We start from the raw sequence: 21783 nt of genomic DNA, 5'->3' as shown, positions 1-21783 counted from the left end.
TTGCAGAGTTGACCGACCGCTTTGCAACCTTCGCCGAGTTCTGGCCGTTCTACCTGCGCGAACATGCCCGGCCCGGCACCCGCGCGTTGCACTACATCGGCACGACGCTAGTCGTCCTGATCGGCATTGCGGCGATCATCAGCCAGAGCTGGTGGTTGCTCGCCGCCATGCCGGTTGCGGGCTATCTCTTCGCGTGGGTCGCGCATTTCGCGCATGAGAAGAATCGCCCGGCGACCTTCACCTATCCGCTGTGGAGTCTCGCTGCCGATTTCCGCATGTGGTGGCTGTGGCTGACCCGCCGGTTGCGCCCGGAACTCGAGCGCGCGGGCGTCGCCGTCTAGGCGAGCGCTGCCGCCACGGTCGCCAGCCCGAGGCCGAGCGACAGCGGCACCCGCAACGCCATCCACCAGGCGGGAGCTATTCCGCGCAGCTTGGCATCGACCGCAAGGCTCATCAGGATCCCGCCGCCGAGCATTACCAGCGAAGGCTCCGGCCAGGTTTCGCCGAACACCCATGGCAGGTAGGCGACGAGCGCGATCAGACTCGGCATGACGGCTGCGACCCACACCCAGCCGAGCGTGCGCCGGTTCTGCGCCGCAGGTGCCATCGCCGCGATGCCCCACCAGAGCCCGCCGAGGAAGCTGAAGATCAGCGCCGCGTAGCCGAACGCGATCGCCTGCGCGGCGTAGCGCCATTCCTCCGGCCCGAGATAGAGCGCCGCGACGCAGGCGAATTGCGGCAACAGGCCGGCCAGGCCGAGCGCGCGGGGAAGCGCGGGAACGCTACGCATGGGGCCTTGCGTGCACCAGAAAGGCGAGGAAGCCCAGCGCAAAGAGCAGGTCGCCAGCGACGATCGCGCCGATGGCCGCGTCGCCTCCGCCGAACCAGTTGGGCGGCCCGAGCATCGCCACCACCATGCCCTTGCCGAGGATGCCCGCCCACAGGGCCGGCGCGAACCGCAGCGGATCGCGGGCGACCAGCGCGTAGATGATGCCGAAACCGACGATCAGCACCGCCCCCACCGCATCGGGCGAGCCCCATGCCGCATCGAGAAACGCGCCAAGCCCAATCACGAGATTATAGGCCGCCGCCGCCCAGAAAAAGATGCGCCAGCCGCGCGGAACCCGGCCGCTCACGGCTGCGGTTCTCCGGTATAGGGCTGCGCGTCGGTCCAGGCACAGCCTTCACGGGTCTCGTCGCCGATCATCAGCGTCGCGGTGAAGGGGTAGGTCCGGTCGCTCATGCCATCCGAACATGTGCCCGGCGTCACCATCAGGTCGAACCGCGAGCCGGACAGCTCGCCGCTGAAGCTCACCCCGTTGAGCCCGGCAAATCGCTCGACCGTGAAGGTCGTGCCGTCCGGATTGTCGGGCGTGGAATAGCGAGCCGCACCATCGGCGATTTCGCCGCCCCAGAACGGTTCGGTACCGGTGAAGCGTACCGTCTCCTCCGCGGCGATCCCGTCGAAAGCCTCGCTCGGACCGCTCTCGCCTTGGTCGCCCGCCGACTGGCAAGCCGCGAGGCAGGCAAGCGGCAGGAGCAGGGAAAATCTCTCGATCATCAGGTCCGTCCGTTGTGAGTGCGGATGAAGTCCGCGGCTTGGCCGAGCGCCTGCGTCCCTTCGGGCACGGGGAGCAGCATCCAGACATGGAACATGCCGTCGTATTCGCGATAGACGTGCGTCGTCGAGCCGAGTTCCCGCAGGCGCTGGTCTAGCCGCTGCCCGTCGACCAGCAGGATGTCGCTGGTGCCTGAAAAAATCGCCATCGGCGGCAGGTCCTCGAGCGGCCCGAACAGCGGGCTGACCTTCGGATCGTCCACCGCGAGCGCGCCGCGATACATCTCGCCGCAGGCCTTGAGCCCCGAGACCGCGAGCATCCGGTCGCGGCTTTCGATGGCCTTCTGGCCCGGCGCGCTCGCCGTCGCATCGACCCAGGGGGAGAACAACACCAGCGAAGCGGGCATGGGGCCGCCATCGGCGCGCAGCATCTGCGCGAGGGCGAGCGACATGCCGCCACCCGCACTGTCACCCATGATCGTGATCTCGCTTGCCGCGTGCCGCTGGACCAGTTCGCCATATAGCGCGCGCATCGCAGCCAGGATCTCGTCCGCCTTGTGCTCCGGCGCGAGCGGGTAGAGCGGCACGGTGGCCGACGCCCCGAGGTCGCGGCACAGCCGGGCGATGCTGTCCCAATGGACTGCGGCGATATCCATCACATAGCCGCCGCCATGCAGGTAGAAGAGGTGCGGTTTCCCCGGCTGCACGCCGCCCTTCGGCGCGATCGTCACCACCGGATAGCCGTGCGAGGCATCCTCGGTGATGGCGAACTCCTCGTAGAGCGCACGACGCGGCCGGATCGACGGCTTCTCGCGCAGCGCGGCGATCCGCTCGTCCAGCTTTTCCGGCTGCGAAAAGAAGCGCCTGATGCCGAGCAACGGCAGGGCAAGATTGACGAGGCGCGCACGCAGGCTTGGCATGGATACAGTTCTCCCTCGACCCGGGAGACCAGCCTAGCGTACGCGCCCCGCGAGGCAAGCGGCGCTGAGCGCAGCGCACCCTCCAGGCGCGCGACAAGGTGCGGCGATGCCGGCGAAAGCTGCTCCGGCGCCACCACACTGGCCTCGCGCGCCACATCCGCCGCGATGCCGCAGAACTTCTGCGGCGAACGCTGCAGGGCGAAGCGGTTGTAGACCTGTCTCTGCTGCTGACCGAAGCCGTTCATGCCGTGCTGTCGTACCTCCTGATGGTAGGTTCGATTGCGCAGTCCGTCATACCGATCGTAAGGCTGCGCGGGACGGGATCCCGCGTGCGATATCGCGAATGACTGTTACGGCCACCTGCAATCCGGCTGTGCGTAACCGCCGCCGGATTTGGCAGATTCTGCGTCGCGCCTCAGGCGGGGTTCGTGTCGAATGCGGGTAGCGCGCCCGTATCCACCCAGCACTGCTTGCTGCGCGTCCAGATATGCATGGCCGGATCGAACAGGCCGGTGTCGTCCAGCGTCCCGGCCTTGATCCACGCCATCCCCGGCGCGACCTCCACCTTCGAGATCAGCGGCGAGCCGCATGTGCCACAAAAGATGCGCTCGACCGACTTGCCGCTTTCGCCGCTGTCGGCATAGCTCGTAGGGGTGCCCCTCACCTCGAGGGCGCTTTCGGGCACGCCGATGATCGTCGAGAAAGCACTGCCGGATTGCTTCTGGCAATGGGTGCAGTGACACACCATCGCGGCCGCCGGTTCGCCATCGAACCCGTAGCGGACCTTGCCGCACAGGCATCCGCCCTCTGTCCTGCTCATGCTCTCGCCTCCTCCTTCGCGTGAAGGATCGAGACTAGTCCGCTGGCGTTGCTTGTCGAGTCAGCGGCCGAACAGGCGTGCCATGAAGCTGCGGCGCGGAGCCGGTTCGTCTTCCTGCCCGGTTTCCGCGACCTTGCGACGCAGGTCGGCACCGGTCACTTCCTTCTCTTCCTCGACCGCGCGGATCTGGATGAAGTCGGCGGCCAGCATTGGCGCGCATTCCCTGACCTCGGTGGTGCGCTCGCGCTCGGGAGTGCTGGCGCCCATGCCGTGGACCATGACGATTTCAGGTCGCATCTCGACGGTTCCGGCAATCACCGGGATGCCGCCGGGAAGGCCGTGGATGGCGCTTTCGCTGGTGACCGCGAGCTGGAACAGCAGGGCCCGCCACCAGCAGCCGAGCACGTATTCTACGTAACGCTCCGGCGCATGGTCGGGCTTGCCGTCACGGAAGAAGTGGCGCTGCTTGTGATGCAGCAGCAGGGTGTTGAGCTGGTCCAGCCCTTCGATGTCGAGGAAGACCTCGATATCCTCGTCATAGCCAGCCCATTCGGGGCCATCCTCGCGCTGCGTCTGATCGAGCAGTTCCTCGCTCGAGGCGCCGCTGAAGCGGTACGGTTCGTCGGTGTAGAGGCCGAGCATCATGAAAGGATGATGCAACTGGCCCTTCTCGAAGGCACGGTCCGCCTCGTTCGCGACAGCGAGGGTGACACCGGCGATCGGCTCGCCCTCGTGCTGCTGGATCGCTTCGACCAGTTCCTCCCAGCCTTCGATGGCGACCGAGTCCGGCCTCGCCTGGAGGCACTGGCGGGCAAAATCGCTGTCGAGTGTCTGCAGGGCGGATTCGAGGATCGCATGGGCCGCGTCGAGCATGCCCTGTTCGAACAATCCGCGCAGGCGCGCTTCCCAGGCGGCCTCGCCCTCGGCAGTTGCGAATTCGAGTTGCAGTTCGTGCATCGTGTGTCTCTAGTTCCCGGCGACCCCGGCTCCGTCGCGCCATGGCATAGCGGCAATGTCTCACCGTCCCGTTAACCTAGCCCCTGAACCATTGCGGGGCCGTTCAAGGGCGGGGTTAAGGGCGGATGAAGGGCGAGACCGTGAATCCACCCGTCCGGTCTTCGGAACCAGGCGGCGGGGCAGGCCGTTTCCCCGGTGACATGGCCCATTCGAAACGAAATCCCATGCCCCTGGTCGGCTTCGCCATCGCCGCGATGACGGTGATGGGCGTGGGCGCCATCAGCGGATCGGCCATCGGCAAGAGCCCGATGCTGATGAGCGACGACGACGTTCTGCCGAGCGCCTCTGTCCCGAGCAGCGCGGGGCATTTTTCGAGCCAGCGCCTACCCGACCATTATCCGCTCGTCACGCCCGACGGCACCGTCCCCGTCGCCGAACTGGCCATGCGGGGCCGGTATCGCGACCGGCAGGTTGCGTTCGAGGACACCGGCGACCGGGCTGAGCTGGCCGCGGATTACGGGTACCAGTTCGACGATGGGGAAATCGACCGGCTGGCCCATGGACCGGCGCTCCAGCCGCGCGCGCCGGAGCAGGCGGAGCAGCCCGCGCCGCTGCCCGATGCCGGCGGGCTGGTGCACAACGGCTCGCTCGAGGTCGAACCGCTACCGCGACGTCCGGTCGTGATCACGATTCAATAAGGCGACGCGTCAAGGCGGCAAAGTAAGGCCGTTCCGCTTTACTTTTTCGGAACTTCATCACGCTACCATGGGCGCGCCCTGTGCAGCCGGAGCGTGACGATGCAATTCCCCAACCAGGTCCAGAGCGCGCTGCTGCTCGACGGGCCGCCGGACGATCTCGACAGCGTCGTCCGCAATTTCATCACCATCATGGAGGCCAAGGAAGGCTTCCGCTTCAACGTGCCCGAAAGCACTCCGGGCGTCTTCTACCGCCTCTTCGGCGGCGACAGCATGACGGTGAGTTTCGAGCTCGTCCCGAATCCGGGCAATTCGGAAGTGTTCAGCCAGCCGCTTGGCTCCGCGATTACCGGGATAATGTGCCCCGACGTGCGAGAGCGGGTGATGCGGCACCAGGCGATGGTGCTGGTCACCGTCACGCACGGGGTGCTCGGCTCGGTCGGCGAGGATCCCAAGATCGCCGCCATGCTGCGCGACATCGGCATGCCGCGCGAGGGCGGCAACCTCCCGCAGTTCCTCAAGCGGCTCGAAGTCTGCCAGCTCGCCTCGCGCGTGGCCTGCGAGGCGCGAGAGCCGCTGCTGGTTCACTGGACGCAGAGCAACCAGATCTTTCCCGGCGAGCTGTTCGACGATCTCGCCGCCCTGCCCGCGCCCAGCCCGCTGCACGTCCATCCCTATCTCTTCGGTCCGCGCAGCGCACAGGGAGAAAAGCAGACGTTCGGCATCCGCAGCTTCGGTGCGCAGCACTTCATCGGGGGCGAGATCGTGGTCGAACCGCACGAATTGCCCTTCGGCGCGAATTTCGAAGTGATGCTGTCCTTCATCCGCATCGCGATCGCGCAGAACGGCTACATCATCCCCGATGGCGACACCTTCGGCCCCGAAGACCGCAGCCTGTCCTATCGCTGCACCCATCGCCAGCCCGACGAAGGGGGCGTGCCGCTCTACGAGCTGACCCCGCTGTTCCATCGCGAGTACGGCTACCAGTCGACCGAATTCGCCCCGTACGAAAACCGGATCGACGACCGCATGCCGCCACCGGGCCTGATGCCCGAATCGCAGGAGGCCAAGGCCGCGCTCGCCAACGAATGGCGTGAGAAGCGCAGCATGGCCGAAGGCATCGGCGGGCGGTTCGAGGTCCGCACCTTCGAGACCCCGCCACCTCAACCGCGCCCTCCGGCAGGCCCGCCGCCAGTCACCGGGCCCGGGCCGCGCCGCGCGATGTTCGGGCGCAAGGGTCTCTAGTTCGCGACTTGCCGCGTTTTGCGCACTGCCTCCAGGAACGGGGCGTAATCGACATAATCGCGATGTTCGACGACCTTGCCGTCGGCGACCGTGATCACGATGACCATCGGCGTCACGCTGTCCACAGTGGTGCCGTCGCCGAGGTCGAGACCCCAGTCGAGCGTGCCCTCGTAAATCGCCACATCACCGCTCACGAGGCGCCGTGTCGTCGCGAACCGCATGTGGGTGAGCCCGGCATACCCGACGCGGAAACGCTCCATGATCGCAGCCTTGCCGTCCGACTTGACCCCGCCGAACACGCGGGTCGCCGTCGGGTCGGCAAACGTCGCCTCTGCGGCAAGAAGCGGCTCGAGCGCATCCCAGTCGCGGCTGGTATAGGCGGCGAAATAGGCATCCGCGACCGGCGCGGTCGCGGCACTGGCTTGCGCGTAGGCGCTCCCCGCCTGCGCTTGGGCGATCGCCGGCACGCCCAGCAATGAAGCGGCGAGCGCCGTCACGATCGTACCTGCGCGCTTCGCCACGCTTCGCCTTGCCTTCATGCATTCCTCCCGTTGCATCCTCGATGCCGCGGTAAGTCTCCTCGGCCAGCGGCTGAAGCGCCCATCGACGAAGCACTGATCGCGCCAGACCGGAGCGTCGGAATTTTCCTATCCATCACACCGCCCGCGCCGCTAGATTGCCCGACGACGACCGCGGTGCAGCAGGATGCCGCATTGGCCGGTCGCAAGAACGCCCCTTCCCGGCCGGACAGGTACGGTCCGCGGTCCGTAACAGAGGGCGCACCGATACGCGCGGTCGCAACAGGCACGGTTTCGGGAGACAGAACATGGCTGGTGGTTTGGCGATCGTCCTCAGTGGCGGCGGCGCGAAGGGCGCATTCCAGGTAGGGGTCCTCGACGAGCTCATCCGCCAGCGCGGCGTCGATTTCGAGACGGCGGTCGGCACGTCGACCGGCGCGATCCAGGCGGCAGCGGTGGCGCAGGACGACATCGGCATGCTGCTGCAGTTCTGGCAGGGTATCGCCGGGCCGGGAGACATCTACAAGAAGCGCCAGAGCAAGCTGCTCGCGATCCTCACCGGCATTTCATCGATCTACAGCACCGGCGGGCTCGAAAAGCTGCTCAAGCAGGCGTTCGACGACCAGCGCATCCGTGCGACGGGCAAGAACCTGCGCCTGGCGGTGGTCAACCTCACCAATGGGGAGCTGCGCATCGTCGGCGAGAATGCCGACCGGATCGCCGACTGGGTCTATGCCAGCTCCGCCATGCCGTTCTTCTTCGCCCCCCACGCCACCCGCAGCGCGCAGGGGCTGGACGAGCAATGGGTCGACGGCGGGGTGCGCGACGTGACCCCGCTCGATGCCGCCCTCGTCGAGCGCCCGCGCGCGGTGCTGGTGGTACGGGCTGGAGCGCGACCCAAGGCGGACCGGCCGAAGACCTACGCCAGCCTCATCGACGTCGCGCTTCGCTCGGTCGACCTGCAATCACGCGAGGTGTCCGAGAACGACCTCAAGAACGTCAACCTCATCAACCGCCTGCTGACCGCGCGCACCCACCAGCACCGCGTGTTGCGCGATCTCGGCCTGCCCCAGTCGCAGATCGATACCGTCATGCGCCCCTTCGACGACGAGATCTCCCGTTTCCGCCTCGTCCCGACCATGGTGATCGAGCCGGAGACCGACCTTTACGACACGCTCGACTTCGATCCGCCGCTGCTCGCGCAGAACATGGAGCGGGGTCGCCAGCACGTGCGCGAGAACTGGGACGAAATCGCGAGATTCCTTGGCGTCGCGCCCTGAAGGCGTAACGGGCGGCGAGGATCGTAGGAAAGTCTTCGCTTCTTTCGTGTATCACCATTTCGCCAGCGACGGAGGCGAATGGTGGAACAGGACGAGTTCAGCGCGACGCTCAAGATCGGACCCGACTCCGAGATCGGTGTGCATCACCGCGAAAAGAACTCTTTCCGCGGCATCTCGACCCGCAAGAAGCTGCGCATCCTCACCACCAGCGCGGTCAACCAGGATTTCCTCGACGAGATCTGCGAACTCGAGAATCTCGAGCAGCTCGAACTCGGCTGGCCGGTGACGGCGGAAACACTCGAAGGGCTGACACGCCTCAAGAAGCTTCACACGCTCAAGCTCGACAGCCCGCGCAACATCACCGATTTCACCCCGATCCTGAAACTGTTCAACCTCACCCATCTCAGCATCGAAAACGCCAAGCACCTCCACGACCTTCGCTGGATCAGGCCGCTCAAGGACCGGCTGACCCGCCTCGACCTGTGCGGCTCGATCAACACCATGCAAAAGCTCGACAGCATCGACCCGCTCGACGGTTTCGCGATGGAGGAACTGTGGATGGTCAGCACCAGCGTGGCCGACAAGGACCTTTCGCCGCTCATCACCTGTCGCAATCTCAAGCGGTTGCACTGCGCCAAGGCCGTGTCGACCTTTGAAGGCTTCATGGCCCTGGCCGATGCGCGGCCCGACCTCGAGTGCCAGTGGTTCGACCCCGAATGGTGGCCGGGCCGCAAGTTTCGCGGTGGGCCGGCGCGCAAGCGGTTCTGATCCGCGCATGCAAAAAGGGCGGCCCGTATGGACCGCCCCCTTGTTTGCTATTCCCAATGCTTACTGCGGCATCAGGACCGTATCGATGACGTGGATCACGCCGTTCGACGCGGCCACATCGGTCGCCGTCACGGTCGAGGTGCCACCGGCGGCGTCGGTCAGTACGACATTGCCGTCGACGAGCTTCGCGGTCAGCGTGCCGCCATTCACCGTGGTGATCGTGTAGCCCGCGTCGCCCGCGTCCTCGATCGCCTTGGTCAGCGTGGCCGCATCGACGTTACCTTCCACCACGTGGTAGGTCAGGATGTTACCGAGCGTTTCGGTGTCATTCGTGGTCAGTTCGGTCAAGGTCGCTTCGGGGATCTTGGCGAAGGCTTCGTTGGTCGGTGCGAAGACCGTGAAAGGTCCGTCACCCGACAGCGTTTCGCCGAGGTTCGCGGCGGTCACCGCGCTCACCAGCGTCGAGAAATCTCCGTTGCCTTGTGCCACTTCGACGATGGTGCCGGTGGTGGCGGTGTCATTGGCCATCTGGTCGGCAGCAGCGGTGTCCTCGACAACTGCGGTATCTTCTGCAGGCTCGGCGCACGCCGCGATGGCGAGCGTGGCGGCAGAGGCGAGTGCTAGGGTCAGCTTGTTCATGATTGGTCCCTTTTCGTTTGAAAATTCAGCATTTTCGCAACCGGCTCACCCGGCTGGTGCTTCAAGATACGAACGTATGGGCGCGCCGGATGTTTCGAATTTCGGCAATAATATGACGAGACGGGATTCGTCCGCGACGAGTTGTGCAGCGCAGCAGAATACTAACGTGGCTCGCGGCCCTTCCACGCGAACAGCAGCCACGCCACCCCCGCCATGAGAAGCCAGGGTGCGGCATGCTGGAACAGCCACACGAGCGTGAACCAGCCGCTCTGCTGCGTTTCGAGAAAGGCTGCCGCAAAGGCGCTACGCTCGCCCGGCAGCCCGCGCATTGCGGCCACCGCCTGCTCGCGCAGATGCGCCTGCTGCAGCATCATGGAGCCAAGCAGCGCCATGCCGACACCGTAAAGGGCGAAGGCGGCCAGCTTCATGCCCGTCCCGACACGGTGCAGCACACTCCACACCGCCGCGACCATGGCAAAGCTGATCGTGATCATCATCCCCATCAGCGTCGCATAAAGGCCGCTGACGTCCTGGATCACGCCGAACAGTTCGCTCTCACCCATGCGCTTCTGCCCCCTCACCGGCACGCATGATGCCACAGCGCACACGGCCGGCAAGCCCGAGTGGAATAGCGCGTGTCGTAACCGGCGAGCCTAGTCCGCCACGCGCTCAAGCAGCGTACGGTTACGCGGGAGCCAATCGTCATCAGCATCGTCGGTGAAGTCGACTTCCTTGAGCGTCGTCAGGCGGCCGCCGTCGCGCATGGTGGTCTCGCGGATCATGGCCGGGCGATCGTCATCCATGCCCTCGGCGGTGGCGACGATCGTCCAGTGTTCGGCGTCGCGCGCCTCGGCCAGCGCGAGCGTGAAGCGGCCGATTTCGGGCTCGTTGCCGGCGCGGAAGCCGGTCGAGAACTCTGTCGCGCCGTCCTTCGCCAGCATTTCCACGGAAGTGATGTAGACCGCCCCGCGGCGCGGCCCGTCGTCGAATACCGCGCGCCGGACCAAGGTCACGCCGTCGCCCACGGGGTCCGTGGTGACGGTGACCGGGATGCCGACCCATTCGTTCGACTGGTAGTCGCGATACTGAAGCTCCCCGCGCCAGGTACCGGCGGTGGAGGCGCGGGCCTCGGCCAATGTGGGCGGTGGCGCGGCGGGCTCCTCGGCAGCGACTGGCGCGGCGGCGAAGAGGGCGAGGAAAAGCGGGAAGCGGCGGGCATTCATGGCGGTTCTCCCTGAAGGACCGACCAGTTACGTGCGCGCTTCGGGGAGGGATGCAAGCGGCGGTTGCGCCGTCGCGTCAGCGCCTAGCTGGCGGTTAACCCGGATTCGATCTCGCGCGCGGCGGCCTTCTCGGCCTCGATCTTCGCGCGCTGGCGCGAAACGGCGCGCGCCTGGTCGGCGAGCGCTTTCCACGTCGCCTGCGACCGCAGTGCCCGCTCGCGCACATTGTCGAGCGTGGCGGCCTTCGCCTCGGCGGCGGATTCCTTCGCGCGGGCGGAATAGAAGTCGTAGGTCTGGCTCATCGGCGGGCTCCGGGAGTTGGAAGAAGGGGTGCCGCGCACCGTGGCAAGGGGTCACAGGCCACGGTGCGCGAGCCTCGGAAGGCGCCTTAGTCGGCGGCCGACAGGTTCACGGCGCTGGCCTTGCCGTTGCGGCCGGTCTCGACTTCGTAGTTGAGGCGCTGCTCCTTATCGAGCGTGCTCATCCCCGCGGCCTGCACGGCGGTGATGTGGACGAAGCTGTCGTCCGAACCATCGTCCGGCTGGATGAAGCCATAGCCCTTGTCGGCGTTGAAGAATTTTACGGTGCCGGTCTTCGACATGTCATGTTCCTTTCAAGAACAACTGGTTGCCCGCAAGCGACATGCCTGCGGGCCGTGCGTAAGGTCGTCCGAAGAAAGGAAGTCGTCGTCTGGTTTTCGCCGGGGCCATAGCGGCAGGCGGCGTCGTCAAAATCCGAAGTCCGTCGCAAATTTCGACGTCAGCGGCAGCGCAGTAGCACGCCGCCGCCGTATTACCTAATTATATCACAAGACCTTTTCGGGCCGCGGGTCGTGCCCGTGCCGCGATTGCTTGCCGAAGTGCCGCGTCAGGCGCTGGGCGAGCGTCACGGCTGCCTTGCGCGCCGCATCGTCGACGGTGGAAGCGCCTTCGGTGACGCCGATCGGCCTGCCGCCGCGCGGGCGGGCCTCGATCGTGCAGGCTTTGTCGTCATGACCGTGCTTGTGCGCATTCTCGTCATGCACATGGATTTCGAGCCGGGTGAGCCGATCCTCGAACCGCCCCAGCTTCTCCCGCACCCGCGCCTCGATCCGCTCCGCAACATTGGCGGTACCCATGACGCTGCTGTCGGAATTGAACTGGACCTGCATAGGGATGCTCCTCTCGGTTGGGTTCTCTCTGTTACCGACATGGGGAGCGGGACGGCACTTTCCAGTGCTTTCGCGCACGGCTAGGCCCGCGCGATGCACGATCCCGCTATCATCCTCGTCGATGCCGATGCCTGCCCGGTGAAGGAAGAGGTCTACCGCGTGGCCGAGCGCCACAAGGCCCATGTCCGCGTGGTCAGCAACAGCCCCTTCCGCGTGCCGGTGAGCGAGCGGGTCAAGCGCGTGGTGGTCTCCGACGGCTTCGACGCGGCAGACGACTGGATCGCGGAGAACGCGGGACCGCGCGCCGTGGTGATCACCGCCGACATCCTGCTGGCCGAACGCTGCCTCAAGGCCGGCGCGACGGTGCTGCGCCACGACGGCAGGCCCTTCGACGCCGCCAGCATCGGCAGCGCCATCGCCACCCGCGCGATAATGGAAGACCTGCGCGCCGGGATGGACGGCGTGGGCGCCAGTAACCTTGGCGGCCCGCCGCCGTTCGGCAAGGCGGACCGGTCGAACTTCCTGCAGGCGCTGGACCGGGTGCTGGTGAAGCTCGCGAGGCCCTAGGCCGCGTGTAGGACAATTGGAGGACTTGCCTCCTGCCAGTCCCATGACATGGACCGCATGGACCACAGTCCAATGGCAAAAAAGTTCGGGAGCCGAGCGAGGGCTTATTTGGGTCGGCAGTCGGGATGCGGAAAGAATGGCCATCTCCGCAGATAGGCCAGATTGCGGCGGAGTAGGAAAATCAAATCACGCGGGCCTGCACGGGGGGCTCGTGTTTTGTGTTTTCAATCCGGGACTCAACGGATATTTCGGTCGAGGTTTCTCTTCTTCGGGATTCGGTCGCATTCTTACCCTCAAGCACGTCGGCATCTTCGCCGCATCCGTCACGCTCGTCGCCCCCATATCCGCTGGTTATGGGCAGGACGGCGCTTCGCAATCCTGCTCGGCATCGTCGGGGTGGTCGCAGCGCGTCGGCAAATTCCGGGCCATGCCGCTGAGCAAACAGCTCAAGAAGGTCAGCGCCAAGGGCGGCGTGGTGCAGACCCACGGGATCGGCGCGAAACGCGTGATGGGCATCATCGACGGACGACTGCGGTCGTTCCTCGAATACAGAATGATCGAAGGCAGTCCGTTCTATCGGCTGGTGCTGGACGAGAACGTGGTCGGATCGAGCAGCGTCAACGATCACTACACCTATGAGGTCGGCCTGATGGTCGACGGGGAATATGTCGAGCTGAACAAGGCGAACCAGGAGCCTGCCTACCCCATCTGCGGGGCGAACAACCAATGCACTACGCAGATGACCTCATATTACATTGTCAGCCCCGAGATTTTTTCCCGGATCGAAGGCATGTCGGACGACACGATCCTGCCCCTGCGCATAGAGCGCGAAGGCATGGAATACCGCCCATGCCGGGATTTCATTGCGGCTGCGGAATTCAAGCTGCTTCGTTCGGCGATCGATCAGGGCGCGAAATAGCGCTGCGCAAGGCAGGCATCGGCGATCACGAGATCTTCGCCGGCCACACCACGCCGAGCGAGCTCAGGGCGTTGGTGGAGAAGCTGGTCTCTGGAGGCTGACGTCCGGATAGTACTCGACGTTCGTACCTGATCTTGAGACCGGTCGGCGATGGCGGTCGGGCAAATCGCTTTCAATCGCCCATCACCCCCAACCGCTTACCCCAATCCACCCGCGCGAACAGCACCAGGGCGCCCAGCATCGCGACCTGTATGGCGATGCCGAGCGGGCTGGCGATCTCCTCGCGCAGGACCTCGCCCATGCTGGTCGAGCGGATGGTCTGCGCGGTGTAGCCGTAGAGCGAATAGCTAACGATCCGTCCGGCGAAGAAGGCGGCGGTGAAGGGCAGCAGGGGCAGGCGCGCCAGCCCGGCGGCCTCGAACAGTTGTGCCGAGGGCACCGGCGAGAGCGCGAACAGGCCGAGCGCGAGAAGGCCGTTGCGGCGGCGCTGCTCCAGCGCCTCGCGCGCGGCGGCCAGGTTGCTCTTGATCCGGACCGACAGGAAGCGTGTGCCAAGCGCGCGGGTTGCATGGGCGAGGCCGAAGCGCCCGCTTGCCGCCGCCAGTGCGCCGAGGCCGACCAGCGGCGCGAGCTCGAGGTCGCTGTTGAAGGCGTAGAGCGCAATGATCGACCAGGTCGGCGGCCCGAACGCCGGCAGCAGGTTCACGCCGAGAACGAGGGCGAAGAAGAGGAGATACCCTTCCACTGCCCCTCGCCCCCGCCTCCAGTTACTTGCTCGGCATATAGAGGTCGCCGCCTTCGCGATACTTCTCGGCCATTTCCTCCATGCCTGCTTCCGCGTCCTCGCTGGGCGCAGTGGCGGCAAGATAGCTGTCCGAGTTCTGCTTTGCCGCGAACTCGCGCACTTCCTGACTGATCTTCATCGAGCAGAACTTTGGGCCGCACATGGAGCAGAAATGCGCGGTCTTCGCGCCTTCCGCGGGCAGGGTCTGGTCGTGGTACTGCTCGGCCGTGTCGGGATCGAGCGACAGGTTGAACTGGTCGCGCCAGCGGAATTCGAAGCGGGCTTTTGACAGCGCGTCGTCGCGGACCTTGGCGACCGGGTGGCCCTTGGCGAGGTCGGCGGCGTGGGCGGCGAGCTTGTAGGTCACCACGCCCACCTTCACGTCGTCGCGGTCGGGCAGGCCGAGGTGTTCCTTGGGCGTGACGTAGCAGAGCATGGCGGTGCCGTACCAGCCGATCTGCGCCGCGCCGATGCCGCTGGTGATGTGGTCGTAACCCGGCGCAATGTCGGTGACGAGCGGGCCGAGCGTGTAGAAGGGCGCTTCGCCGCAGGCCTCCAGCTGCTTGTCCATGTTCTCCTTGATCTTGTGCATCGGCACGTGGCCGGGGCCTTCGATCATCACCTGCACGTCCTGCTCCCAGGCGCGCTTGGTAAGCTCGCCCAGCGTGTAGAGCTCGGCGAACTGCGCTTCGTCATTGGCGTCGTAGATCGAGCCGGGACGCAGGCCGTCGCCCAGCGAGTAGGCGATGTCGTAAGCCTTCATGATCTCGGTGATCTCGTCGAAGCGCTCGTAGAGGAAGCTCTCCTTGTGATGCGCGAGGCACCATTTCGCCATGATCGAGCCACCGCGGCTGACGATCCCGGTCATCCGCTTCGCCGCGAGCGGTACGTAAGGCAGGCGCACGCCGGCGTGGATGGTGAAATAGTCGACGCCCTGTTCGGCCTGTTCGATCAGCGTGTCGCGGAAGATCTCCCAGGTCAGCTCCTCGGCAATGCCGCCGACCTTTTCGAGCGCCTGGTAGATCGGCACGGTGCCGATGGGCACGGGGCTGTTGCGGATGATCCATTCGCGCGTGTCGTGAATGTTGCGGCCCGTGCTGAGGTCCATGACCGTGTCCGCCCCCCAGCGGATCGCCCAGACCATCTTGTCGACCTCGCTCGCAACATCGGACGCCACCGCGGAATTGCCGATGTTGGCGTTGATCTTGACGAGGAAGTTGCGTCCGATCGCCATCGGCTCGGTTTCGGGATGGTTGATGTTGGAGGGGATGATGGCACGGCCGCGCGCCACTTCGTCGCGCACGAATTCGGGCGTGACGTAGTCGGGCAGTTCGGCGCCCCAGGGCTGGCCGTCGTTGCGCGCGGTGAGGCGAGCCGCTTCGTCCCGCAGCATTTCGCGCCCGAGGTTCTCGCGCTCGGCGACATATTCCATCTCGGGCGTGATGATGCCGCGGCGGGCATAGTGCATCTGGCTCACGTTCATGCCCGGCTTGGCCCGCAGGACGCGCTTCGCGACATTCGGGAAAGCCGGGACGCCGCCCGAACGATCGGGGCCGAGTTGGCCGTTGTCTTCGGGCTTCACTTCGCGCGCGTCGTATTCCTCGACATCCCCGCGGGCGAGGATCCATGCGCGGCGCTTCTGTTCGAGGCCCTTGCGAATGTCGATCTGGGCAGCGGGATCGGTGTAGGGTCCGGACGTGTCGTAGACACGCACGCTGGGCTCGCCGCCCTCGAGGTCGATCTCGCGCATGGCGACCTGGATGCCGCTGCCGCTCTTCGCGCCGACCTGCACCTTGCGGCTGCCGCGGATCGGGCCGGTGGTGACGCCAATGTCGAATGTGCTGTTGATGTCGGCCATGCGAAGTCTCTCCAGGTGGCGGATGGAGAGCGGACCTCTGGCGGTGACCAGCCCACTCCCTCCGCCGATGCTAATCGGTTCAGGTTCGACGGGTCGGGCGGCGCTTACCCCGCCCCTCTCAGCGACAGCTCGCTCCCCGGGGATGTGCGCGGTGTAGGCGCTGATGCGGCCGCTGTCGAGAGGATCGCGGAACGACCAGTAGACACCCAATAGCGACAGAATACGGAACGGCGAAGTCTGCCAGTAATTGGTCCAATATCGACCCTTTTTTCCACGCAACGACTATTGTATCAAAACGACATGGACACTCTCAAGACACGCGACTTGTGGGACGATCTGACGGACAAGCAGATCGAGGCGATGCAGCTCGTCAGCGATGGCTACACCTCGAAGGAAGCTGCGCGAGTCCTTGATATCACGCCGAAAGTTTTCGACCGCCGGATCGATGCGGTACGTCGGCGCCTGGGTGATGTCACGCGCGTCGAGGCCGCCCGCCTGTTCCGCAACACCTATGGGGAAGGGGGGGATTCGCCCCCCCGTGGCTCTTCCCCCCTACCTCCCACCCCCCCGAAACCGGCACCAAGGCCTGACCGGACCGAGGGCGAGTTCCTCATGTTCGCCGACAGCCACTCTTTCGCTGAACCGGCGCCATGGGAGAGCCTCAATTTCGGGAAGGTGCCGGAGATCGAGCCGGCCCAGTTGGGTGCGACATCGCGACTGGCGTTGATGGGCGGAGGAGCCGTCGTCATCGCTGCCACGCTGCTGATCCTGCTGGGCGTCGCGAACGGGTTGGAGAACCTGATCGTAGGGTAGGCCTTAGTCTCCGGTTTGTGTGAACTGGAGACAATCTATATGGCCCTTACGCTTCCCGCCGCCGTTGCTCGCCTCAGCCGCGAAGTCATCGAAACCGAAGAATTGATCGCCCGCGCGCTTGCCGCCGCCGCCGCGACCACCGCGACGGTGGCTCAGGCGCAGGTAGAGGTGGCCGAAGCCCCCAAAGGCGCGGCGCAGCACGCACTCATCCGCCTCCAGAAGGTCACCGCCAGCCTCGTCGCGGCGCAGAGCGACATGCTGCGCACGCATATGCAGCTGCGCGACATCGGCCGCGAGATCATGGGTCCCGAAGAGGATTGCCCCGACAACGGCTTCACGTCCGCAGAACTCAGCGACGCTCGCAAGGTTGCCTGAATTGCCTCGGGCCTTCACTTCTGGCAGCAGCGGACACCATGATCCGCACGCTTGTCCAAGTCGCAGTCCTAATCGTAGTCTTTGTCTACGCGTGGCGGCGGGGTGGATGGCCCGAGAAAGCACTGGCCACCGGCCTTTTATCGCAGATTCTCTTAGATCAGACTTTCCACGCCGTGATCGGCGAGGGAGGCGACTATCTGGGTTTGCATCCCTGGCATTTCTTTCTCGATTGCCTCCTCTTGGCGCTGATCGTCACGATCGCGCTCAAAGCTGACAGGTTTTGGACATTATGGGCAGGATCACTTCAACTACTCGCCGTCGGCGGGCACGTGCTTCGGGCGATCGACGGTGGGATGTTTCCGCTGATCTACGCGATCCTCGAACGCTTTCCCTTCTGGATGCTGATCCTCATCACTGGGTGGGGGACGTACAATCATCAACAGCGGTCGCGCCCGACCGGATCGCGTACCTCACCGAAAGGCTAGCCCCGCTGGTGGGTGACGAAGCCGGGATGCTGGCAACGCGCCTCATGTTCCGGTTCGGCTCCATCGCGGCCATCATGTCCGCCAAGGCCGAGGCGCTGCGTGCCTGTGCCACTCCGGGCGAGACCTGGCCCGACAAGCTGCTCGCGATCCGCTCGCTGGTCCGTTCGGGCCTGGACGAGAGCGTGCGGCGCAGTCCGCTCGACACGACCGACGAGCGGTTTCACGAATGGCTGCGCGGCCAGTTCATGGGACTGCGCGAGGAACGGCTGATGGCCATGTTCGGCGATGCCCGGGGCATGCTGATCCGCAGCGACTGGATCGCGCTGGGCGGTGAACACTGGGTGCTGGCCTCGGCGCGATCGCTCTTCCACCAGGCGCTCGCCTGCGACGCGAAATTCATCGTGCTGGCCCACAACCACCCGTCGGGCGTGGCATCGCCCAGCATGGACGATGTCCGCTCGACCCGCCGGGTCGCGGACCTCGCGCACGCACTCGGCATCGAACTGACCGACCACCTGGTCGTCGGAGCGAGCGAAATCCAGAGCCTCGCGGCGATCGGCGCGCTCGGCAAGCCGCACGTCCATCGCGTGGCCCGGCGAGCCTGACACGCCTCAACCGAGTTCGGCCGCACCTGCCCCGCCCCCCGCAGGCAGGTGCGGTCGGATCCTGCATCAGTGCCGGAAGCGCGGCTGACGCTCGCCGGAGAGCGCGACGTACGCTATCCCGGCAATCCGAATGTACAGCCAGGCTCTTACCCGCAGCTCTCGCTCAGGGTCCTCAGGCAAAGAGGAACGTGTCGGCCCCGAATAGCGGGTCGATGGCATCGACCTTGGCTGCCTCGAGCGGGTTCGCAAACGCCGGCGGGGTCTCGTCGTAGTTGATGTAATAAGCCTCGAAACTCCCCGCGGTCAGGTTGGTCCCGGCAGTGACTTGTGCGAACTGAACCTTGGCACCAGCTCCCGAGCCATCGGCATCGTAATAGATGCGTCCCGTCGACTGGTCGTAGATGATCCGGTCGTTGGCATCGCCCGCGGAAGTCCCCCGCACGAATGCCGAGGTTGCCAGAAGCCCTTCGGAGAGGCTGGTAAAGATATCGAGGTCGAGCACGATACCATCGGTTCCGGCGACGAAATCGGTTATCCGGTCGACATTGCCTGCGCCGAGCGGTGCATCGAAGATGAACACGTCGGCCCCGGCACCGCCGGTCAGGATGTCGTTGCCGGCACCGCCGATGATGAGGTCCGATCCTGCCCCGCCATTGAGCGTATCGGCGCCGATGCCCCCGGCAATCTGGTCGGTATCGTCACCGCCATAGACCGTATCGTCCCCCGCTCCGCCGAACAGCAGATCGACACCCGCATCACCATAGAGCGTGTCGTTACCGGCTTCGCCGTAGACGAGGTCGCTCGCTGTTCCACCGCGGGCAAGATCGTTGCCGTCACCGCCGAGGACGATGTCGTTACCACCCTCGCCGTCGAGCGTATCGTCGCCGGCTTCGCCGAAGAGAATGTCGCCATCCGCTCCACCGCGAAGCGTATCCCCGCCGAGGCCACCGTACAGCCAGTCCTCGCCACCGTCGCCCGAGATGGTATCCGAGCCATCGCCGCCGAACATGTAGTCGAGACCCGCGCCCCCGATCAGCACATCATTGCCTTCGTCGCCGAACAGCTGGTCGTTCTCGCCACCGCCGCTGAGCGTATCGTTGTCGAGACCGCCATGGAGCAGGTCCATGCCGAAGCCGCCGTCGAGAAAATCGTCCCCGGCCCCGCCGACGAGCGTATCGATGCCGGCATCGCCCCTCAGCCGGTCGGCACCATTACCGCCGTCGAGTTCGTCATTGCCGGCGCCGCCCAGCAGGCGATCGTCGCCGTCGCCGCCGGACAGGACGTCGTTCTCCGATCCGCCGTCGAGCAGGTCGTTGCCGAGCCCGCCGAGCAGCGTGTCGAAACCGTAGCTGCCATAGAGCTTGTCGTTCCCGTCCCCGCCGTCGAGCGTGTCGTTGCCACCATCGCCATACAACTGGTCGGCCTGCGCCCCGCCGTTCAGCATGTCGTCGCCGCCGCCGCCCGAAAGATAATCGAGGCCATCGCCGCCGGAAAGCGTATCCTCGCCCTGGCCGCCGCGCAGCGTATCGTCTCCGCCACCGCCGTCGAGGTTGTCGTTACCATCGCCGCCGACCAGAGTGTCGATGCCGCCCTGTCCAGCCAGTACGTCATCGCCCCATTCGCCCCGCAGGACATCGTCTCCGGTCGAACCGTTCATCCGGTCGTTGCCGGTGCCGCCATACATGACGTCGTTGCCGGCCCCGCCGTTCATGTCGTCGGCGCCGCCGAAGCCGTACATCCGGTCGTTACCGTCGTAGCCTTCCATGCGGTTGCTGCCGAACTTGCCGTACAGCGTGTCGTCGGCCGCGCTCCCGAAGACCGAGCGCGTGCCCGGATCGTACCCGAGATTGTACGCATCGGTAAAATCGCCGATGTTGACGCCGCTGAGGCGCAGGATGGTCGCGAAACCCTGGTTATAGCCCTGATCGACCTGGAGCAGTGCGTCCGCGCCGTCCTGCACCAGCTGGAACGGCCCGTTGCGAAACGGGTTGGTCGGATCGTTGAGCGTGAGGTAGGGGCTGGAGGCGATCTGCGTCAGGTCCAGCCGATCGCCATTGGCGCCGACGGTGAAGTCGCTGATCACCGCCCACAAGGTCGGCGCATAGACGCTCGATTGGCGGGTGAAGGACACCAGGTCCTGTCCATCGCCCAGCGTGATCATCTGGGTGGCGTGATACGGATCGCCAGTGATCCTCACGTGATCGTTGCCGCCGCCCGCGTTGATCGCCACGCTGCCGTTGGCGCGCACGTCGATGAGGTCGTTCCCCTGGCCGCCGAAAACGCTGATGCCGGAACCGTTGTAGGCGGCGATGTCCACCAGATCGTCACCACCGCCCCCGTCAATCAGCAGCGAGCTGCCGTCGAAGTGGAAATCGCGCCACACTTCGAAGCTGTCGTTCCCGGCCCCGCCGTAGAACCTCTCCGAGCCGCCTTCCCGGTCGATGACAAAATCGTTGCCGGCATCGCCGTAAACGACGTCGTCACCGGTACCTGCATACAGATAATCGTCACCGTCACCGCCCCGAATGAGGTCGTCGCCGGACAGGCCGTTGATCGAGTCGTTGCCGCCCAGAGCTTCCAGCGTGTCGGCCCCGCCGGTGCCGTCGTAATAATCGGCCAGCGCGGTGCCGGTCCAGGTCACGCCCGGGGGCGGCGACCCATCGGGCGAGAAGCCGAAATTGTTGAAGTGGAAGTCCGCGACATTCGTGTTCGTGAACCGGATGAGGTTCTTAAGGCCGTAGCTGCCGCTATCGTAGACCAGCACCGTATCGGCGCCGTCCTGGACCAGTTCGAACCACCCGTTGCCAAACGGGTTTTCGGCGCCGTCCCAATCGTAGCGTTCGGTCTGGAGGAATTCGACCACGTCGATCCGGTCGCCCGCTGCGCCGGTCTGGAAGTCGCGGATGACGAGCTTGTCGCCGATATGCCAGATCGAGGAGTAGCCTGACAGCTGGAGCAGATCGACCCCCGCGCCAAGCGTCACATCATAGCTCACGCCGGTCAGCTCGATATAGACGCGATCGTCACCGTCGCCGCCGTCGATCGTCACCGATCCGCTGCTGCCAGCGCCGTAAAACGTATCATTGCCGACGCCGCCCAGCGCGGTGATGGTCGACCCGTCGTGGATTTGCCACTCGAGCGCGTCATCGTCGGCACCGCCGTCGAGGAGGATGTTGCCGGCGACCCAGTTGCCATAACCGTGATAGACCCAGAACTGGTCGTTGCCTGAACCGCCATACAGGCGATCGTTGCCTTCGGAGGTGGTCAGGTAATCGTCGCCCGCCTCGCCGTAGAGGTCGTCGTTCCCGACGCCGCTGAGGAGCTGGTCGTCCCCCCCGCGCCCGAAAATCACATCGTTGGCATCCGTATCGAAGATAACTTCGTTGGCAGAAGTTCCGTACACTGTCGGCATTCAGGCGACCGCCCGCCTCGGGAGCGAGGCAAGCGCTATTTATTGCAGCTCTGCATGGTCGAATAGTAGGAAAATTCGCCGTGGCACCGAAAAGGCATGTAGTGGCGAATCGGCAACTACACGTTCCTCCATCCTGCCAAATAAAGCGGGGCTGATCACTTGCCCGGCGCAGTCTCGAGCCGATAGGGCGCG

At 65.3% G+C, this 21783-nt stretch carries 27 protein-coding genes; 11 read left to right on the top strand and 16 right to left on the bottom strand.

Features of this window, described 5'->3' with window-relative positions; all coding sequences use genetic code 11:
* The first annotated feature begins 8 nt into the window (after positions 1–8).
* Positions 9–341 carry an Mpo1-like protein gene (locus K3172_RS04120; protein ID WP_221587229.1) on the top strand — a complete coding sequence of 111 codons (333 nt, stop codon included), beginning with the start codon at positions 9–11 and terminating at the stop codon, positions 339–341.
* On the opposite strand, the gene K3172_RS04115 is transcribed toward K3172_RS04120, so the two are convergent.
* The 6 genes from K3172_RS04115 to K3172_RS04090 all read right to left on the bottom strand — a co-directional run bounded on the left by K3172_RS04115 (position 338) and on the right by K3172_RS04090 (position 4255).
* Entirely contained in the window at positions 338–790 is a 453-nt protein-coding gene (locus tag K3172_RS04115; RefSeq protein ID WP_221587227.1) for a DUF3429 domain-containing protein, read from the bottom strand. The genes K3172_RS04120 and K3172_RS04115 overlap by 4 nt on opposite strands.
* On the bottom strand, positions 783–1136 hold the full coding sequence (locus K3172_RS04110; RefSeq protein ID WP_221587225.1) for a hypothetical protein: 354 nt from the start codon (positions 1134–1136) through the stop codon (positions 783–785). Before K3172_RS04110 ends, K3172_RS04115 begins: the two co-directional genes overlap by 8 nt.
* A complete protein-coding gene (locus K3172_RS04105; protein ID WP_221587223.1) occupies positions 1133–1561 on the bottom strand; it encodes a COG3650 family protein in 429 nt (142 codons plus the stop codon). Before K3172_RS04105 ends, K3172_RS04110 begins: the two co-directional genes overlap by 4 nt.
* Positions 1561–2478: an alpha/beta hydrolase gene (locus K3172_RS04100; RefSeq protein ID WP_221587221.1), complete on the bottom strand. Its 918-nt coding sequence runs from the start codon at positions 2476–2478 to the stop codon at positions 1561–1563. The genes K3172_RS04105 and K3172_RS04100 overlap by 1 nt, the downstream gene beginning before the upstream one ends.
* A gap of 415 nt (positions 2479–2893) precedes the next feature.
* Positions 2894–3298: a GFA family protein gene (locus K3172_RS04095; RefSeq protein ID WP_221587219.1), complete on the bottom strand. Its 405-nt coding sequence runs from the start codon at positions 3296–3298 to the stop codon at positions 2894–2896.
* A gap of 60 nt (positions 3299–3358) precedes the next feature.
* Positions 3359–4255, bottom strand: coding sequence for a hypothetical protein (locus tag K3172_RS04090; RefSeq protein ID WP_221587217.1), 897 nt, complete (start codon positions 4253–4255; stop codon positions 3359–3361).
* A gap of 224 nt (positions 4256–4479) precedes the next feature.
* On the opposite strand from K3172_RS04090, the gene K3172_RS04085 reads away from it, so the two are divergent.
* Positions 4480–4953, top strand: a complete 474-nt coding sequence (locus tag K3172_RS04085) for a hypothetical protein (RefSeq protein ID WP_221587215.1) — start codon at positions 4480–4482, stop codon at positions 4951–4953.
* A 99-nt stretch (positions 4954–5052) separates the two neighbouring features.
* A complete protein-coding gene (locus tag K3172_RS04080; RefSeq protein WP_221587213.1) occupies positions 5053–6195 on the top strand; it encodes a hypothetical protein in 1143 nt (380 codons plus the stop codon).
* Here the strand turns inward: K3172_RS04080 and K3172_RS04075 are convergent.
* Positions 6192–6734: a nuclear transport factor 2 family protein gene (locus tag K3172_RS04075; RefSeq protein WP_221587210.1), complete on the bottom strand. Its 543-nt coding sequence runs from the start codon at positions 6732–6734 to the stop codon at positions 6192–6194. The two genes, K3172_RS04080 and K3172_RS04075, sit on opposite strands and share 4 nt — an antisense overlap.
* Before the next feature lie 287 nt (positions 6735–7021).
* Between K3172_RS04075 and K3172_RS04070 the strand changes: the two genes are divergently transcribed.
* The gene (locus tag K3172_RS04070; protein WP_221587208.1) at positions 7022–7993 is read left to right on the top strand and encodes a patatin-like phospholipase family protein; all 972 of its coding nucleotides are present in this window, start codon (positions 7022–7024) and stop codon (positions 7991–7993) included.
* Positions 7994–8071: 78 nt separating this feature from the next.
* The gene (locus K3172_RS04065) at positions 8072–8761 is read left to right on the top strand and encodes a hypothetical protein (protein ID WP_221587206.1); all 690 of its coding nucleotides are present in this window, start codon (positions 8072–8074) and stop codon (positions 8759–8761) included.
* A 60-nt stretch (positions 8762–8821) separates the two neighbouring features.
* Here K3172_RS04065 and K3172_RS04060 read toward each other — a convergent pair whose 3' ends face one another.
* The 6 genes from K3172_RS04060 to K3172_RS04035 all read right to left on the bottom strand — a co-directional run bounded on the left by K3172_RS04060 (position 8822) and on the right by K3172_RS04035 (position 11773).
* A complete protein-coding gene (locus K3172_RS04060) occupies positions 8822–9400 on the bottom strand; it encodes a fasciclin domain-containing protein (RefSeq protein ID WP_221587204.1) in 579 nt (192 codons plus the stop codon).
* A 161-nt stretch (positions 9401–9561) separates the two neighbouring features.
* Positions 9562–9981: a hypothetical protein gene (locus K3172_RS04055; protein WP_221587202.1), complete on the bottom strand. Its 420-nt coding sequence runs from the start codon at positions 9979–9981 to the stop codon at positions 9562–9564.
* Between the two features lie 72 nt (positions 9982–10053).
* The gene (locus K3172_RS04050; protein WP_221587200.1) at positions 10054–10623 is read right to left on the bottom strand and encodes a hypothetical protein; all 570 of its coding nucleotides are present in this window, start codon (positions 10621–10623) and stop codon (positions 10054–10056) included.
* An 83-nt stretch (positions 10624–10706) separates the two neighbouring features.
* Positions 10707–10925, bottom strand: coding sequence for a hypothetical protein (locus K3172_RS04045; RefSeq protein WP_221587198.1), 219 nt, complete (start codon positions 10923–10925; stop codon positions 10707–10709).
* An 86-nt stretch (positions 10926–11011) separates the two neighbouring features.
* Positions 11012–11224, bottom strand: coding sequence for a cold-shock protein (locus tag K3172_RS04040; protein ID WP_221587196.1), 213 nt, complete (start codon positions 11222–11224; stop codon positions 11012–11014).
* 204 nt (positions 11225–11428) lie between these two features.
* Positions 11429–11773, bottom strand: coding sequence for an HPF/RaiA family ribosome-associated protein (locus K3172_RS04035; RefSeq protein ID WP_221587194.1), 345 nt, complete (start codon positions 11771–11773; stop codon positions 11429–11431).
* 93 nt (positions 11774–11866) lie between these two features.
* Here K3172_RS04035 and K3172_RS04030 point away from each other — a divergent pair, with 93 nt between their 5' ends.
* Both K3172_RS04030 and K3172_RS04025 read left to right on the top strand, forming a co-directional pair.
* Positions 11867–12340: a YaiI/YqxD family protein gene (locus K3172_RS04030; RefSeq protein WP_221587192.1), complete on the top strand. Its 474-nt coding sequence runs from the start codon at positions 11867–11869 to the stop codon at positions 12338–12340.
* Positions 12341–12476: 136 nt separating this feature from the next.
* Complete coding sequence (locus K3172_RS04025; RefSeq protein ID WP_221587190.1) at positions 12477–13259, top strand: hypothetical protein; 783 nt, start codon at positions 12477–12479, stop codon at positions 13257–13259.
* A gap of 172 nt (positions 13260–13431) precedes the next feature.
* Here K3172_RS04025 and K3172_RS04020 read toward each other — a convergent pair whose 3' ends face one another.
* Both K3172_RS04020 and thiC read right to left on the bottom strand, forming a co-directional pair.
* Entirely contained in the window at positions 13432–14004 is a 573-nt protein-coding gene (locus K3172_RS04020; RefSeq protein WP_221587188.1) for a hypothetical protein, read from the bottom strand.
* A 22-nt stretch (positions 14005–14026) separates the two neighbouring features.
* Positions 14027–15901, bottom strand: a complete 1875-nt coding sequence (thiC, locus tag K3172_RS04015; RefSeq protein ID WP_221587186.1) for a phosphomethylpyrimidine synthase ThiC — start codon at positions 15899–15901, stop codon at positions 14027–14029.
* Between the two features lie 300 nt (positions 15902–16201).
* On the opposite strand from thiC, the gene K3172_RS04010 reads away from it, so the two are divergent.
* Genes K3172_RS04010 through K3172_RS15640 form a run of 4 tightly spaced genes read left to right on the top strand, consistent with a single transcriptional unit; the run spans position 16202 to position 18179 of the window.
* Entirely contained in the window at positions 16202–16714 is a 513-nt protein-coding gene (locus tag K3172_RS04010; RefSeq protein WP_221587184.1) for a helix-turn-helix domain-containing protein, read from the top strand.
* Between the two features lie 39 nt (positions 16715–16753).
* On the top strand, positions 16754–17089 hold the full coding sequence (locus K3172_RS04005) for a hypothetical protein (protein ID WP_221587182.1): 336 nt from the start codon (positions 16754–16756) through the stop codon (positions 17087–17089).
* Between the two features lie 38 nt (positions 17090–17127).
* The gene (locus K3172_RS04000) at positions 17128–17574 is read left to right on the top strand and encodes a hypothetical protein (protein WP_221587180.1); all 447 of its coding nucleotides are present in this window, start codon (positions 17128–17130) and stop codon (positions 17572–17574) included.
* A gap of 8 nt (positions 17575–17582) precedes the next feature.
* Complete coding sequence (locus K3172_RS15640; RefSeq protein ID WP_221587178.1) at positions 17583–18179, top strand: JAB domain-containing protein; 597 nt, start codon at positions 17583–17585, stop codon at positions 18177–18179.
* Positions 18180–18351: 172 nt separating this feature from the next.
* Here K3172_RS15640 and K3172_RS15635 read toward each other — a convergent pair whose 3' ends face one another.
* Positions 18352–21591 (bottom strand): calcium-binding protein, encoded by a 3240-nt coding sequence (locus K3172_RS15635; RefSeq protein ID WP_221587176.1) that lies wholly within the window; start codon positions 21589–21591, stop codon positions 18352–18354.
* Between the last annotated feature and the right edge of the window lie 192 nt (positions 21592–21783).

Source organism: Qipengyuania proteolytica, assembly GCF_019711565.1.
Lineage (GTDB): Bacteria > Pseudomonadota > Alphaproteobacteria > Sphingomonadales > Sphingomonadaceae > Qipengyuania > Qipengyuania proteolytica.
Note: the sequence above shows the minus strand (reverse complement) of the source record. Positions and strands in the feature narration are given on the sequence as shown.

Coding starts and splice junctions, on each gene's coding strand:
- K3172_RS04115 (WP_221587227.1), bottom strand. CDS start 790: ATGCGTAGCGTTCCCGCGCTTCCCCGCGCGCTCGGCCTGGCCGGCCTG.
- K3172_RS04105 (WP_221587223.1), bottom strand. CDS start 1,561: ATGATCGAGAGATTTTCCCTGCTCCTGCCGCTTGCCTGCCTCGCGGCT.
- K3172_RS04100 (WP_221587221.1), bottom strand. CDS start 2,478: ATGCCAAGCCTGCGTGCGCGCCTCGTCAATCTTGCCCTGCCGTTGCTC.
- K3172_RS04095 (WP_221587219.1), bottom strand. CDS start 3,298: ATGAGCAGGACAGAGGGCGGATGCCTGTGCGGCAAGGTCCGCTACGGG.
- K3172_RS04090 (WP_221587217.1), bottom strand. CDS start 4,255: ATGCACGAACTGCAACTCGAATTCGCAACTGCCGAGGGCGAGGCCGCC.
- K3172_RS04085 (WP_221587215.1), top strand. CDS start 4,480: ATGCCCCTGGTCGGCTTCGCCATCGCCGCGATGACGGTGATGGGCGTG.
- K3172_RS04080 (WP_221587213.1), top strand. CDS start 5,053: ATGCAATTCCCCAACCAGGTCCAGAGCGCGCTGCTGCTCGACGGGCCG.
- K3172_RS04075 (WP_221587210.1), bottom strand. CDS start 6,734: ATGAAGGCAAGGCGAAGCGTGGCGAAGCGCGCAGGTACGATCGTGACG.
- K3172_RS04070 (WP_221587208.1), top strand. CDS start 7,022: ATGGCTGGTGGTTTGGCGATCGTCCTCAGTGGCGGCGGCGCGAAGGGC.
- K3172_RS04065 (WP_221587206.1), top strand. CDS start 8,072: ATGGTGGAACAGGACGAGTTCAGCGCGACGCTCAAGATCGGACCCGAC.
- K3172_RS04060 (WP_221587204.1), bottom strand. CDS start 9,400: ATGAACAAGCTGACCCTAGCACTCGCCTCTGCCGCCACGCTCGCCATC.
- K3172_RS04050 (WP_221587200.1), bottom strand. CDS start 10,623: ATGAATGCCCGCCGCTTCCCGCTTTTCCTCGCCCTCTTCGCCGCCGCG.
- K3172_RS04045 (WP_221587198.1), bottom strand. CDS start 10,925: ATGAGCCAGACCTACGACTTCTATTCCGCCCGCGCGAAGGAATCCGCC.
- K3172_RS04040 (WP_221587196.1), bottom strand. CDS start 11,224: ATGTCGAAGACCGGCACCGTAAAATTCTTCAACGCCGACAAGGGCTAT.
- K3172_RS04035 (WP_221587194.1), bottom strand. CDS start 11,773: ATGCAGGTCCAGTTCAATTCCGACAGCAGCGTCATGGGTACCGCCAAT.
- K3172_RS04030 (WP_221587192.1), top strand. CDS start 11,867: ATGCACGATCCCGCTATCATCCTCGTCGATGCCGATGCCTGCCCGGTG.
- K3172_RS04025 (WP_221587190.1), top strand. CDS start 12,477: ATGGCCATCTCCGCAGATAGGCCAGATTGCGGCGGAGTAGGAAAATCA.
- thiC (WP_221587186.1), bottom strand. CDS start 15,901: ATGGCCGACATCAACAGCACATTCGACATTGGCGTCACCACCGGCCCG.
- K3172_RS04010 (WP_221587184.1), top strand. CDS start 16,202: ATGGACACTCTCAAGACACGCGACTTGTGGGACGATCTGACGGACAAG.
- K3172_RS04005 (WP_221587182.1), top strand. CDS start 16,754: ATGGCCCTTACGCTTCCCGCCGCCGTTGCTCGCCTCAGCCGCGAAGTC.
- K3172_RS04000 (WP_221587180.1), top strand. CDS start 17,128: ATGATCCGCACGCTTGTCCAAGTCGCAGTCCTAATCGTAGTCTTTGTC.
- K3172_RS15635 (WP_221587176.1), bottom strand. CDS start 21,591: ATGCCGACAGTGTACGGAACTTCTGCCAACGAAGTTATCTTCGATACG.